Raw genomic sequence first — 14,087 nt, 5'->3', positions numbered from 1 at the left:
GCCGCCGACCTGGTCTTACGGCCCGCAAACAATAAAACCCACCCCGAGGCGCGGCCCTCTCCCCGGGAGGGCGGGTGGGGGGCGCCGCCGCGGGCGGCTGGGGGGGGGCGGCGCACCTCACCGATGAATCAGCTGCCTTCGGTGATCTGCGGGGCAGGCTCGTTCTTGTAGTTGGCCGGGCCGAGGTTCTTGTCCACGGCCTTCTGCCAGCTGCCGTCCTCGACCATCTTCTTGAGCGCGGCGTTGATCTTGGTCTGGAGCTCCTTGTCGCCCTTCTTCAGACCGATGCCGTAGTTCTCGTTGCTCAGGCTCAGCCCGACCAGCTTGAACTTGCCCTTGTTCTTGTCCTGCGCCGCGTAGCCGGCCAGGATCGAGTTGTCCGTGGTCAGAGCGTCGACGGCCTTGTTCTCCAGGCCGGTCAGGCACTCGGAGTAGCCACCCTGCTCCAGCAGGTCGGCCTCGGGGGCCAGCTTGGTCTTGACGTTCTGCGCCGAGGTGGAGCCGGTGACCGAGCAGAGCTTCTTCTTGTTCAGGTCCTCGGCCTTGGTGATGCTCGTGTCGTCGGCACGGACCAGCAGGTCCTGGTGCGCGAGGAAGTACGGGCCGGCGAAGTCGACCTTCTCCTTGCGCTTGTCGTTGATCGAGTAGGTCGCGACGACGAACTTCACGTCGCCGTTGGCGATGAGGTTCTCGCGCTCGGCGCTGACGGCCTGCTTGAACTCGATCTGGTTCGGCTCGTAGCCGAGCTCCTTGGCGACGTAGGTCGCGACGTCGACGTCGAAGCCCGTGAACTTGCCGTCCGGGGTCTTCAGGCCCAGGCCGGGCTGGTCGTACTTGATGCCGACGACGATCTTGTCCGTCTTGGTGCCACCGGACGCACCGGCGTCACTGGCGGCGTCCTTCTCGCTGCCGCCACAGGCGGTCGCGGTCAGGGCAAGGGCGACGGCGACAGCCGCGGCCGCAGCGGCCTTGGAGATCTTCATGGTGAACTTCCCTCGGATGAGACGTTGTTGAACGACGAGCAACGCTTGCAGCGCATGCACGGCCGACAGGAACCGTTCCGGCGGCGATCCGCTTACGGATGACTACCAGACGAGACCCTCAGTGGTGCAGGATCTTCGACAGGAAGTCCTTGGCGCGGTCGCTGCGCGGGTTGCTGAAGAACTGCTCGGGAGTGGCCTCTTCGACGATCTTTCCGTCGGCCATGAAGACGACCCGGTTGGCCGCGGAGCGGGCGAATCCCATCTCGTGCGTGACGACGACCATCGTCATGCCCTCCCGGGCGAGCTGCTGCATGACCTCCAGCACCTCGTTGATCATCTCCGGGTCCAGCGCCGAGGTCGGCTCGTCGAACAGCATCACCTTCGGCTCCATGGCCAGCGCGCGGGCGATCGCCACACGCTGCTGCTGACCGCCGGAGAGCTGTGCCGGGTACTTGTCGGCCTGCGAGCCGACGCCCACCCGGTCCAGCAGCGCCTTCGCTTTCTCCAGCGCGGCCGCCTGGTCCGTCTTGCGGACCTTGAGCTGGCCCAGCATGACGTTCTGGAGCACCGTCTTGTGCGCGAAGAGGTTGAACGACTGGAAGACCATGCCGACGTCCGCGCGCAGCCGCGCCAGTTCCCTGCCCTCCGAGGGCAGTTCCTTGCCGTCGAGCGTGATGGTGCCCGAGTCGATCGTCTCCAGGCGGTTGATGGTCCGGCACAGCGTGGACTTGCCCGATCCCGAGGGACCGATCACCACGACGACCTCACCGCGGGCAATGCTCAGATCGATGTCCTGAAGCACGTGCAGCGCGCCGAAGTGCTTGTTGACGTTGCTCAGTACGACCAGGTCGTCCGCGGCACCGGCCGCGTCCTGCACGTCCTTGGTCACTGATACTCCGCTCATCGGCTTCTTGCTCCGTCCTCCTCGGTTGGGAGGACAGTAGTGACGAAGCGCGCACAGCGTCATCACATCTGAGGGAGAATTGAGCATAACGATCCGGCCTCACCCCGATACGCTCCGTGCGCGGCACTGGCTCGGCGGACCGTGTGGTCGTACCGGGTGGATAACGGAAGGCGCGCCGGACCGGAACCCCCTTGACGTGGGACCCCGCATCGGCGTGGATGCATGGTGGCCCTGAGATGTACGGAATCCGAAGACGGAGTCCGAAAAGCGAGAAGAAAAGGAGAGGGGGACGACATGAGACTGCTGCTCGTCGAGGACGACGACCACGTCGCCGCCGCCCTGTCCGCGATCCTCGCCCGGCACGGCTTCCAGGTCACCCATGCCCGCAACGGCGAGGAGGCCCTGCAGGCACTGCTGCCCGGAGGCGCCCACGTCTCTCCCTACGGGGTGATCCTGCTCGACCTCGGCCTGCCCGACCAGGACGGCTACGAGGTGTGCGGCAAGATCCGCAAGCGCACCGCCACGCCCGTCATCATGGTGACCGCGCGGGCCGATGTGCGCTCCCGGATCCACGGCCTGAACATGGGCGCCGACGACTACGTCGTCAAGCCCTACGACACCGGCGAACTCCTCGCCCGCATCCACGCCGTCGCCCGGCGCACCGGTGCCTCCGAGGAGGCAGCGGCCAACGGGACCGGCGCCCCCGCCCTGGTCCGGCTCGGCCCCGTCAGCATCGAGCTGCCCACCCGCCGGGTCAGCGTGGACGGCACCGACGTACCGCTCACCCGCAAGGAGTTCGACCTGCTGGCCCTGCTCGCGCAGCGGCCCGGAGTCGTCTTCCGCCGCGAGCAGATCATCAGCGAGGTGTGGCGCACCAGCTGGGAGGGGACCGGGCGCACCCTGGAGGTCCACGTCGCCTCGCTGCGCTCCAAGCTGCGCATGCCCGCCCTCATCGAGACCGTCCGCGGGGTGGGCTACCGGCTCGTCACCCCGGCCGCCTCCTAGCGGGGCCCACCCGTGCGCGCCCGGCTGCTCCCCCTGCTCGTCGTCCTGATGGCCGGCGTGCTGATCGCCCTCGGCTTCCCGCTCGCCGTGAGCCTGGCCGCCGGACAGCAGCAGCGGGTCGTCGTCGACCGCATCGACGACAGCGCCCGCTTCGCCGCCCTCGCCCAGTTCGTCGTCGACGCCGAGGGCTCCGGCTCGACCGGCGCCGACGAGCGCCGCGAGACCCTCCAGCTCGAACTGGCCCGCTACCAGGAGCTGTACGGCATCCGCGTCGGCATCTTCCTGCGCGACGACAACGCCATGGCCCGCTCCCCCGGCTGGTGGGAGCTCCCGGAGGAGGGCGAGGGCCGCCGCGCCTTCGAGGAGGCGCTCGCCGGGCGGCGCAGCCACGACCCGGCCCAGGTGTGGCCCTGGCAGACCCACGGCAAACTGCTCGTCGCCTCCCCGGTCGTCCTCGACGGCGACGTGGTCGCGGTCGTCGCGACCGAGTCACCCACCGACCAGATGCGCGCCCGGATCCTCCGGGGCTGGCTGCTCATCGTGTCCGGTCTCGCCGCCGCGATGCTGCTCGCCTTCGGCGCCGCCCTGCGGCTCACCAGCTGGGTCCTCAAACCCGTGCAGACCCTGGACGCGGCCGCCCACGGCATCGCCACCGGGCGGATGAACTCGCGCGTCGCGGCCGCCGGCGGGCCGCCGGAACTCCAACGCCTGGCCCACTCGTTCAACGAGATGGCCGACAACGTCGAAGAGGTACTGGAGCAGCAGCGGGCGTTCGTCGCGGACGCCTCCCACCAGCTGCGCAACCCGCTCGCCGCGCTGCTCCTGCGGATCGAGCTGCTCGCCCTCGAACTGCCCGAGGGGAACGAGGAGATCGCTTCCGTGCGCGCCGAGGGCAAGCGCCTGACCCAGGTCCTGGACGACCTGCTGGACCTGGCGCTGGCCGAGCACGCCTCGGCCGAGATCAGCCTCACCGACATCGGGGCGCTGGCCGCCGAGCGGGTCGCGGCCTGGAGGCCGTACGCCGAGGAGAAGGGCGTACGGCTCACCGGGACGGGCCGGACCGCCGTCACCGGCTGGGCCGACCCCGTAGCCCTGTCCAGCGCCCTCGACGCCGTCATCGACAACGCCCTCAAGTTCACCCCAACGGGTGAGGAGGTCGAGGTGTCGGTCTCGGCCGCCGGTCGCACCGTGCGGGTGGTCGTCGCCGACCGCGGTCCCGGTCTCACCGAGGAGGAGCTGCTGCGGGTCGGCGACCGGTTCTGGCGCAGCGGCCGGCACCAGAACATCAAGGGCTCCGGGCTCGGCCTGTCGATCTCCCGCGCCCTGCTCGCCGCGGGCGGCGGGTCCCTCTCCTACGAGACGAACCCGCCGCACGGGCTGCGGGTGACGGTGGCCGTCCCGCGCACCGACCCGCACACCGCCTAGGACCAGTCGAGGGTCGTGCGGGCCGCGCCGGAGACCGCGTACAGCTCGTCCACGGCCCGGACCTCGAAGGCGGCCGCCCGCTCCCGGCCGGCGCGTTCGACGGCGGGGAGGTAGAGGGCCGTGCCGCAGGTGCCGCCGAGGAAGCGGCGGGTGCCGTCGGGCAGGATCCGGGACACCTCGTAGTGGCGGATCCGGCCGGTCTCCCCGGCCGCCCGGCGCCACGACAGGCGGAGCGAGGCCCTGCCGTCCTGCCGGGCCGAGGCGTCCACGGTCAGTGCACTCGGGGCACCCGGCCGCGGCTGCCGGGTGTCGTCGCGTACCGACAGGGCGCCGAGCCGCCAGACCACGGCTCCCTTCCCGCGTCCCGTGATCCGTACGGCCAGTCCGTACGCGGTCTTCCCCGCCAGCGCCGACAGCCCGATCCGCACCGTGCGCCAGCCCTGTCCCGAGCCCGGGTTCCGCGCCTTCAGCCAGGTGTACGGAACCGGGCCGCCCGGGGTGGCCGGCTCGCCGGTCGCCACCCCCACCTCCACGGCGACCGTGCCCGATTCGGTGGCGTGCACCAGCTCCAGGACGGTGGACCGGGTCAGGGGGAGGCGGGTGGAGTGCAGCCCGACCGCGGCCGGGGCGGTCAGCGGCCCGGAGACGAGCAGGCTGGAGCCGCCGCGCCAGGCGCGCGCGAAGTCCAGGGTCACGGCGGGCCGTTCCCCGGCGGTGTCCACGACCCAGCGGCGGCCGGGCAGCCGGTCCTGGAGCCCGAGATGGTTCCACGGGGTGTCGGAGGTGACCTCGCCCGCCTCGTACCAGCGCTCCCCGTGCCCGGTGTTGAAGGCGCACGCGAACGGCAGGGCGGTGACGGTGGAGCGGTCGGCCACGGCCGTGGCGGGGGCCCGCCACGCGCCCTCGGGCGCCGGGCGGGACGGATCGAGGGACTCGCCCGTCCAGAACCGGTCGTCGGCGCGGTGGAAGGCGCCGGGGGAGCGGTCGGTGAGGTGGTTGCGGGTCCACTCGGGCCGGTAGAAGCCGTAGCTGACGACGTGGTCGCGGTCGCGCGGGATGATCGCGTCCCAGGCGACCGCGGAGTTCCAGCCGTTCGACTCCGTGTCCACCGCCGCCCACAGCTCGTGGCGGGAGCGGCCCAGCCGGTCCGCGAGCGCGCCCGAGTCCGCCAGCGTCCGCGCGGTCCAGCGGAAGTCCACGAACATGGTGTCCGCGACCGGGCCCCGGCGGTCCTCGAAGAACTCCTGGTTCAGCTCGTTGAGCGCGCCCTGCCAGCCGACCCGGCCGGTGGAGTTCATGGCGTCGTACCAGGTGATCCGCAGGCCGTGCGGCTCGCCGGCCGCCCGCAGGGCGCGCAGGAACTCCCTCATCCGGGTGGCGAGTTCGCTGTCGCCGCCCTCGGTCTCGGCGTTGACGAACCAGCCGTCGAAGCCGTACGTCCGCGCCACCAGGACGAGCTTCTCGGCGATCGGGAAGCGCCCGAGGGAGTCCCGCCGGACCAGGTCCCGGGTCCACTGGAGGTCGCCGCCGTAGGGCGCGGGCGGCAGGAACACATTGCCCAGCACGCGCACCCCGTTGCGGTGGGCGGCGTCGACCACGGGCGCGTTCGGGGCGAGCACGATCCCCTCGCCGGAGGAGCCGCCCCAGAACACCAGCTCGTCGATGTACGCCCAGTGCGTGAGCGCGTAGTAGTCGGCGGTGGGGGAGCCCTGCGAAGGGTTCCGGGCGGTGGGCCCGAAGGAGACCAGGGCGGCGATCCGGGCCTGGCCGGCCCGGGCGCCGGGATGCGGAGGCACCGGCGTGAAGCGCGGCGCGAGGGGCACGGTCGCGGTGTTGTGGGCGAGGTCCGGATCGCTTTCGGGGGTCCACTGCCGGAGCGAGCGCCACACGATCCCGGGGCCGGGGGCGCCCTTGGGCAGGGAGTCCGGGAACCAGTACGAGGCGTACGGGGCCAGGTCGGGCGGGGTGGCGGGCCCTGTGGCCGTGGCGGCCGATGCCGGGGCGGGGGCGCCCAGCAGGGCGGCGGCTCCGGCCCCCGCCCCGGCGGCGAGCACCCCGCGCCGGGTCGGCCGTAAGGAGACGGAGGAGCCGGGCGCGGGATCGGAGGGCGGGTCGGAGCGCGGGTCGGAGGGGGACGTACGAGGGTCGACGCCGTTGTCGGTCTCGGACATGGGGCTCCTCTGCGGGGGATCGTCAGGTGAGGTCGGACACGCGCAGCACCTCGGTGATGCCGCGCGCGGAAAGGTGCGCGGGGTCCTCGGCGAGCTCGGCCAGCACCACCGCCGGCCGCACCCCCTGCGCGGTGAGCGCCGCCCAGGCCTCGAAGAAGGCGCCGCCGGGAGCGCACACCGAGCGGCGCGGAGCCTCCTCGGCCCCGCCGACGTCCACCGCCAGCGCGGTGGTCCGTACCGGCGGCCGGTGCGTGCGGCCCCGCCACTCCTCGGTGATCCGAGCGATGGCGGCGCCGGCCGGCTTGATCCGGCGGTCGTTGGTGAGCAGCCCGAGGCCGTACTCCAGCTCCGGGAAGTCCGAGAGCTCCCGCGACACGTCGTGCGAGCACCACCAGGTCACGCCCCACAGATCCGGGCAGTCCAGGGCGTTCGCCACGGTGGCCTCGGTGAACCGCGCCGCCTGCTCCGGCCGGATCAGCGGCGCGGGCGCCCCGACCTCCTGGAGCCACACCGGGCGGTGCGGGTCGCGGGCCCAGGCCTTGGAGAGCTCGATCAGGTACGCGGCATGGTGCTCGGTGGCCGTCCCCGTCGGGCCGTGGCGCTGCGCGGTGCCGTTGAACACCCAGGAGTGCACGGCGGTGGCCGCGCCCAGCCGGGCCGCCTGCGCCACGGTGAAGGGGTGCCCGTCCTGGTACCAGGCGGCGTCGTACTCGGCGTGCAGGTGGAACCGGCCCGGCGCGCCCTTCTCGCAGGCGGCGAGCATCCGCTCCAGCCAGCGGCCCGCCTGCTCCCGGGTGATCCGGTCGGGGTCGGGGTGCGGGGCGTCGGAGAACTGGTTGATCTCGTTGCCGACCGTCATGCCCAGGAAGTTCGGCCGGTCCGCGAGGGCGGCGGCCAGCGTGCGCAGGTACTCCTCCTGCCCGGCGACCACGTCGGGGTCGTCGAAGAGGCCCCGCCGGTGCCAGGTCCGGGTCCAGGCGGGCAGGAAGTCGAAGCTCGACAAGTGCCCCTGCAGCCCGTCCACGGTGACGTCGAGCCCGCGCTCGGCGGCCGCGTCGGCGAGCGCGACGAGCTGCTCGACCGCGCGCGGGCGGATCAGAGTCCGGTTGGGCTGGAACAGCGGCCACAGCGGGAAGACGCGGACGTGGTCCAGCCCGAGCGCGGCGATCGAGTCGAGGTCGGCCCCGACCTCGTCGAGGTCGAAGTCCAGCCAGTGGTGGAACCAGCCGCGCGCCGGCGTGTAGTTGGCGCCGAAGCGGAGGGTGCGGGGCGGGCGGAGGGCGTGGCGCATGCAGGGTCCCGGAGTTCAGGGGAATTCGCCGGATGCCCATAACCTGCCGCGCCGCACAGGGGAAAGTCAACAGGGCCTTAATCGGCGGACGATGCGCCGGTACTTATGCGCTTCAGTCCCGTTGACAGAAGGGTTGTGAATGCCGAAGCTGATCGGGCTAATGCGGTTTAGTTCGGATGTCACGCGGGGGAGTGGGCGGAATTGGACAGCGGTATTTCGGTCACGTCCGTGACCACCCCGGCCCTCTTCACCGGACCGCCGGAATCCCCCTCCCAGGTGGTCCGGATCCGCATCCGGAGGGAGCGCCCGGCCGGACCGCTGCACGTCACCGTCGACGGTCCTGGCCTCACCACCGCGCACCCGCGCATCGTGCGCGCCGATACCGGCGACCTCGACGGCACCCCCGAGTCCTGCGCCGCCGTCGAGGTCGCCGTCCGCACCGGCGGCGCCGCGCCCGGCACCCGCCTGCCCGCCACCGCCCGCGTCACCACCCCCGACGGCCGCCCCCTCGCCGAGCTGCCGTTCGAGCTGCCGGTAGCCGAACCCGGCTGGACCGTCCGGCTCGTCCCGCACTTCCACTACGACCCGATGTGGTGGAACACCCAGGCCGCCTACACCGCCCGGTGGGACGCCCCGCGGGCTCCCGGCGCGCCCGAACCCGGCTGGGAGTACACCGGCGTCCCCGCCTTCACCCTGATCCCGCTCCACCTCCAACAGGCCCGCGAGGACCCGGCGTACCGCTTCGTGCTCTCCGAGGTCGACTACCTCAAGCCGTACTGGGACAGCCACCCCGCCGACCGCGCCGAGCTGCGCGCGCTCATCGCCGAGGGCCGCCTGGAGATCGTCGGCGGCACCTACAACGAGCCCTCCACCAACCTCACCTCCGCCGAGACCACCCTCCGCAGCGCCGTCCACGGCCTCGCCCTGCACCGCGGCACCCTCGGCGCCGACCCGCGCACCGCCTGGCAGCTCGACGTCTTCGGCCACGACCCGTCCTTCCCCGCCCTGATGGCCGGCGCCGGACTCGACTCCGCCGTCCTCGCCCGCGGCCCCCACCACCAGTGGGGCCCGATGATGGACGCCTGGGGGGACACCCTGCGCCCGCCCGCCGCCATGCAACTGCCCGCCGAGTACGAGTGGATCGCCCCTGGCGGAGGTGACGGGCTGCTGCTGCACTACCTGCCCGCGCACTACTCGGCCGGATGGACCTCCCACCGGGCGCCGAGCGCGGAAGCCGCCGCCGAGCAGCTGCTGGAGCTGTACGAACTCCTGCGCACCGGCGCCGCCACCAGGAACGTCCTGATCCCGATGGGCACGGACTTCTCCTGGCCCCACCGCTGGGGCCTGGACGTGCAGCACGCCTGGAACCGCCGCTACTGCTGGCCGCGCATGGAGCACTCCGGCCCGCGCGCCCATTTCGACGCGGTCCGCGCCGAGTTCGCGGCGCGCGGCGAGCAGCCGCTGCCGGTGACCCGGGAGATGGGCCCGGTGTACACGGGCAAGGACGTCACCTACAGCGACGTGAAACAGGCCCATCGGGCCGCCGAGAACCTGCTCGAACAGGCCGAGACCTTCGCCGCGCTGGCCTGCGCGGAAGGGCTGCTGGACTATCCGGCGCAGACCCTGGACAAGGCGTGGCGGCACCTGCTGCACGCCGCCCACCACGACGCCGTCACCGGCACCTTCTCCGACCAGGTCTACCTGGACCTGCTCCCGACCTGGCGCGAGGCGCACGAACTGGCCGCCGCCGTACGGGAGGAGGCCCTGGCGGCGCTGACGGACGCGGCCGACACCCGCAGACCGGTCACGCGCCCGAGCCCGCGCCCGCTCCTGGGCCAGGACGGGGGCGAGGGCTCGGGCCCGCCCGCGCTCGCCGTGACCGTGCACAACCCGGTGTCGTGGACGCGGACCGACCTGGTGCGGACCACCGTGGACCTGGCCGAGCTGGGCCCGGCCGCCCGCGACGCGGCGCGTGTCACCGTCCGCGACGGCGCCGGCGGGTGCGCGCCCGTCCACATCGAAGCCGTGGCCGAGGGAGTGGCCCGGATCGCCTTCCTCGCCGAGGCCGTGCCCTCCCTCGGGTACCGGACCTGGTGGCTGGAGGCCTCGGAACTCCCCGTCTCCGGCGGCTGGGAGCCGGCCGACGGCCTCATCGCGGAGAACGAGGCCTTCCGCGCCGAGGCCGACCCGGCGCGCGGCGGCGGGCTGTGCCGCCTGCTGGACCGGCGCTCAGGACGGGAACTGCTGACCGAGGGCGAGGTGGACGAGCTGGTCGTGCAGGAGGAGTACGACCGGCACCCCTACTTCGGGGAAGGCCCCTGGCACCTGCTGCCCAAAGGACCCGGCACGGGCTCCGGCTCCGCGCCCGCCGCCTCCTGCCGCGTGGAGCACGGCCCGCTGGGGGCGCGGATCGTGGCCACCGGGTCCACCGGGCCCGTCCGGTGGACCCGCGTCACCACCCTGTGGGACGGCCTGGACCGGGTGGAGCTGACCACGCACGTCGAGGATTTCACCGGCTCCGACCAGCTGCTGCGGCTGCGCGTCCCGGCGGACGTGCCCGGCGCGCTCCCGGTCGCGGAGACGGCCGCGGCCGCCGTGGGGCGGGGCTTCGCCTTCCCCGAGGCGGACGCCGGGGCCGACCACACCCGGGCCCCGTGGACCCTGGACAGCCCCTGCCTGAACTGGTTCGCCCTCTCGGCGCCGCTGGCCGGGCCGGACCGGGCACTGGGCGCGGCCGAGATCGTGCTGCCGGACGCGGGAACTCCGCCCGGTCTGCGGGAGTTGGTCACCGCGCTCGGCCAGTACGGGGTCACCGCCACCCCCACCCGGCCCGCCGGTCCGCGCTGGGGCGACCTGGCGGCGGACAGCAGCCTCCCCGACGTCCGGATCGCCCTCGGCGGCCCCGGGGCGAACACCTTCACGGCGGCGCTGCTGGAGGCGGCCGACCCCGCCCACACGCAGGCCGTACGGGAACACGCCCGGACCTGGGTCCCGGCCCGGGCCCCGCTCCGCGAACTGTGGAGCCCCGGCTGCGACCTCACCGGCATCCGAGACCTGCCGGTCCTGGTGCACGCCGGGCCGGCGGCGGAGCTCGCCCGGGCCGTCGCAGCCTCAGGCCGCCTGGAAGCCGCGGACGGGCCGGCCGGGGTGCCCGCGCACGAAGTTCCGTACGCGAAAAGGACCGTGGGGATCCTGGTGAGGGGCACGCCCAGCTTCGCCGTGGACACGGCGGGCCGGCTGCACAGCACGCTGATGCGCTCCTGCACCGGCCGTCCCAGCGGGGAGTGGATGGACCCTCCGCGGCGCACCGCCCCGGACGGCAGCTCCTTCCAGCTCCAGCACTGGACGCACCGCTTCGAGCACGCCCTGGTCGCGGGCGACGGGGACTGGCGGGCAGTGGACCTGCCGCGCCGCGGGCGGGAGTTCAACAAGCCGCTGACCGCCGTCACGGCCACGCCGGCGGCCGGTCCGCGGCCCGCGACCCGCTCCCTCCTCGGGGTGGAACCGGCCGACCGGGTGCTCATCGAGGCCGTGAAGCGCGGGGAGGAGGGCGAGCTGGCGGTCCGGCTGCGCGAGACGCACGGACGGCCGGCCACGCCCGAGGTGCGCTGGCCCACGGCGCCGGCCGCCGAGGCCGATCTCCTGGACCGCCCGCTCGGCCCCTTCGAGGGCGGCGTCGCCGGCGCGGCCACGACCACGCTGCTGCTGCACACGGAATCGGGCATGCCGCTGCGGGAGGGCGAACGGGAGCCGCACCAGCCGGTGTTCAGCCGCTACTGGCTGCACAACAGCGGGACGGCCCCGCTCGGCGACGCGCCGTACACGGTGACCTGCGGGGGCGTCGCGTCCGCCGCGACCGTGACCGTCGCGGCCCACGCGGCGGGCGGATCCCTGATGCTGGAGGTGCGGGTCCCCGACGGCTGGCGCGCCTCCTGGACCCGGCGGGCCGTGGACCTTCCGCCCGGCGGGCACGAGCGGATCCCGCTGAGCGTGGAGCCCGCCGCCGGAGCCCGGCCCGGGGAACACCTGGTCCGGGTCCTCGCCGTCACTCCTGCGGGGGAGTTCGAGGACGCGCTGACCGTGACCGTCCCGGGCGGGCCGGTCCCGGCCGGGCTGTGGGTGGAGGCGCCCGATGCCGAGGTCACCGTCGCCCCCGGCGGGCGGGGCCGCGTACGGGCCCGGATCGGCAGCACCGGGATCCGCTCCGCGCTGACCGGCCTCGCCCACGCCGTCTCCCCGTACGGGGCCTGGCAGTTGACGGCCCCCGCGGCGCTGCCCCTGTGCGTGCCGGCGGACGGCCCGGCCGAGGTGGAGTTCGAGGTCCGGCCGCCGCTCGGGACCCCGCCGGGGAAGCACTGGGTGGTGGTCAAGGCGGCCTGTCAGGGCAGGATCGCGTACGGTCCGGCCATTGCCGTTCACGTCGCCCCGGTGCCGGGGCCGGTGCCGGGGCCGTTGGCGGTCACGGCACCGCAGACCCGCGTCACCGCAGACCCGAAGGATGAATGAGGCAGGCCATGGCCCGCAGACCCACCATCAAGGACATCGCCCGCCAGGCCGGGGTCTCGGAGAGCGCCGTGTCCTTCGCGCTCAACGACCGTCCCGGCGTCTCCCAGGACACCCGTGCCCGGATCCGCCGCGTCGCCGAGGAGCTCGGCTGGCAGCCCAACAGCGCCGCCCGCGCCCTGTCCGGGGAGCGCTCGGGAGCCGTCGGGCTCGTCCTGGCCCGGCCCGCGCACACGCTCGGCGTCGAGTCCTTCTTCCTCCAGCTCGTCTCGGGCATCCAGGAGGTCCTCTCCGCCGCCCGGACCGCCCTCCTCTTCCAGGTCGTCGAGGACATCGACGCCGAATGCGCCGTCTACCGCCGCTGGTGGGCCGAGCGGCGGGTCGACGGAGTGATCGTCGTCGACCCGCGTACGCAGGACCCGCGCCCGGCGCTCCTCGGGCAGCTGGCCCTGCCGGCGGTCACCGTCGGCGAGGCCGCGTCCTCCGCGACGCTCTCCTCGGTCGGGGCCGACGACGCCGGGGCGATGGCCCAGGTCCTGGACCACCTCCACGGGCTGGGCCACCGCCGGATCGTCCACATCGCCGGTCTGCCCGGCCTCGCCCACACGGCCCGCCGGATGGAGTCCCTGCGCACCGAGGCCGCGCGGCGCGGGCTCGGCCCGGAGCAGGTGCGCTCGGTGGTCACCGACTACTCCGACGCCGAGGGCGCGGCCGCCACCCGGCGGGTCCTCGCCGAACCCGTGCCGCCCACGGCCCTCGTCTACGACAACGACGTGATGGCCGTCGCGGGCAGCGCGGTCGCCGCCGAGCTGGGCATCCCCGTGCCCGGCCGGCTCTCGATCGTCGCCTGGGACGACTCCGCGCTCTGCCGGGTCACCCACCCGCGGCTCACCGCCCTCGTCCGGGACACCGCGGGCTTCGGGCGGCTCGCCGCCGAGGAGCTCCTCGCCGTGCTCGCGGGCAGCCCGACCGGGGTCCGGGAAAGCGAGCGGCCGCGGCTGGAGCCCCGCGAGAGTACGGCGCCTCCTGCGGCGCATACTGAATTCTGACCCCTTCCTGGAGCCGCCACCGTGACCACCCCCACCGCCCCCTTCCCCGCACCGCGCGCCCGAGCCTCGGCCGCAGGCCTGACGGTGGCGATCGACATCGGCGGTACGAAGATCGCCGGGGCGCTGGTGCACCCCGACGGCACGATGACGGCCACCACGCGGCGCCCGACCCCGCGCGGCGCGCAGGCGGACGCCGAGGCGGTGATGGCGGCGGTGACCGAGGTCGTCGCGGACCTCGCCGGCTCGCCGCTGTGGCCCTCGGCGGTCCGCTGCGGGATCGGCAGCGCCGGCCCGGTGGACGCCTCCCGGGGCACGGTCAGCCCGGTCAACATCGGGGCGTGGCGGGAGTTCCCGGTCCAGGCCCGGATCGCGGCCGAGCTCGCGGCGCGCGGGGCGGACGTGCCGACGGTGCTGGCGGGCGACGGTGTGGCGATGACCGCGGCGGAGCACTGGCTGGGCGCGGCCCGGGGGCACGCGAACGCGCTGTGCATGGTGGTCTCCACGGGCGTGGGCGGCGGCCTCATCCTGAACAACCAGCTCCACCCCGGCCCCACGGGCAACGCGGGTCACATCGGCCACATCAGCGTGGCCTTCGACGGTGAGCCCTGCGTCTGCGGGAGCCGGGGCTGCGTGGAGTCCATCGCCTCCGGCACGGCGATCGCCCGCTGGGCCCTGGCCCAGGGCTGGACCCCGGCGGGGGCCGCGGGCGAGGCGGGCGTCGGCGCCGGCGCGGGCACGGGCGGCGCGGGCACCGGC

Annotated in this window: 9 protein-coding genes; 5 read left to right on the top strand and 4 right to left on the bottom strand. The window is 73.9% G+C overall.

The window, feature by feature from the left end:
* Positions 1 to 128: 128 nt before the first annotated feature.
* Positions 129 to 983 carry a glutamate ABC transporter substrate-binding protein gene (locus ACFWBN_RS38150; protein WP_385185932.1) on the bottom strand — a complete coding sequence of 285 codons (855 nt, stop codon included), beginning with the start codon at positions 981 to 983 and terminating at the stop codon, positions 129 to 131.
* A 118-nt stretch (positions 984 to 1,101) separates the two neighbouring features.
* The gene (locus ACFWBN_RS38145) at positions 1,102 to 1,887 is read right to left on the bottom strand and encodes an amino acid ABC transporter ATP-binding protein (protein WP_385185929.1); all 786 of its coding nucleotides are present in this window, start codon (positions 1,885 to 1,887) and stop codon (positions 1,102 to 1,104) included.
* A gap of 294 nt (positions 1,888 to 2,181) precedes the next feature.
* Between ACFWBN_RS38145 and ACFWBN_RS38140 the strand changes: the two genes are divergently transcribed.
* Both ACFWBN_RS38140 and ACFWBN_RS38135 read left to right on the top strand, forming a co-directional pair.
* Positions 2,182 to 2,892, top strand: coding sequence for a response regulator transcription factor (locus ACFWBN_RS38140; RefSeq protein WP_385185926.1), 711 nt, complete (start codon positions 2,182 to 2,184; stop codon positions 2,890 to 2,892).
* A gap of 12 nt (positions 2,893 to 2,904) precedes the next feature.
* On the top strand, positions 2,905 to 4,317 hold the full coding sequence (locus ACFWBN_RS38135; protein WP_385185924.1) for an ATP-binding protein: 1,413 nt from the start codon (positions 2,905 to 2,907) through the stop codon (positions 4,315 to 4,317).
* On the opposite strand, the gene ACFWBN_RS38130 is transcribed toward ACFWBN_RS38135, so the two are convergent.
* Positions 4,314 to 6,488 (bottom strand): endo-beta-N-acetylglucosaminidase, encoded by a 2,175-nt coding sequence (locus ACFWBN_RS38130; RefSeq protein ID WP_385185921.1) that lies wholly within the window; start codon positions 6,486 to 6,488, stop codon positions 4,314 to 4,316. The two genes, ACFWBN_RS38135 and ACFWBN_RS38130, sit on opposite strands and share 4 nt — an antisense overlap.
* A 22-nt stretch (positions 6,489 to 6,510) precedes the next feature.
* Positions 6,511 to 7,779, bottom strand: a complete 1,269-nt coding sequence (locus tag ACFWBN_RS38125; protein ID WP_385185918.1) for a glycosyl hydrolase — start codon at positions 7,777 to 7,779, stop codon at positions 6,511 to 6,513.
* A gap of 228 nt (positions 7,780 to 8,007) precedes the next feature.
* On the opposite strand from ACFWBN_RS38125, the gene ACFWBN_RS38120 reads away from it, so the two are divergent.
* The 3 genes from ACFWBN_RS38120 to ACFWBN_RS38110 form a co-directional block, all read left to right on the top strand.
* A complete protein-coding gene (locus tag ACFWBN_RS38120) occupies positions 8,008 to 12,285 on the top strand; it encodes an NEW3 domain-containing protein (protein WP_385185916.1) in 4,278 nt (1,425 codons plus the stop codon).
* A gap of 8 nt (positions 12,286 to 12,293) precedes the next feature.
* Positions 12,294 to 13,331, top strand: a complete 1,038-nt coding sequence (locus tag ACFWBN_RS38115) for a LacI family DNA-binding transcriptional regulator (RefSeq protein ID WP_385185913.1) — start codon at positions 12,294 to 12,296, stop codon at positions 13,329 to 13,331.
* Between the two features lie 21 nt (positions 13,332 to 13,352).
* Positions 13,353 to 14,087: ROK family protein (locus ACFWBN_RS38110; protein ID WP_385185910.1), on the top strand; the 735-nt coding region annotated here is incomplete at its 3' end.

Origin of the sequence: Streptomyces sp. NPDC059989 (genome assembly GCF_042736975.1) — a bacterium.
In the GTDB taxonomy this organism is placed as follows: Bacteria; Actinomycetota; Actinomycetes; order Streptomycetales; family Streptomycetaceae; genus Streptomyces.
This window is presented reverse-complemented; position numbering and strand designations above follow the sequence as displayed.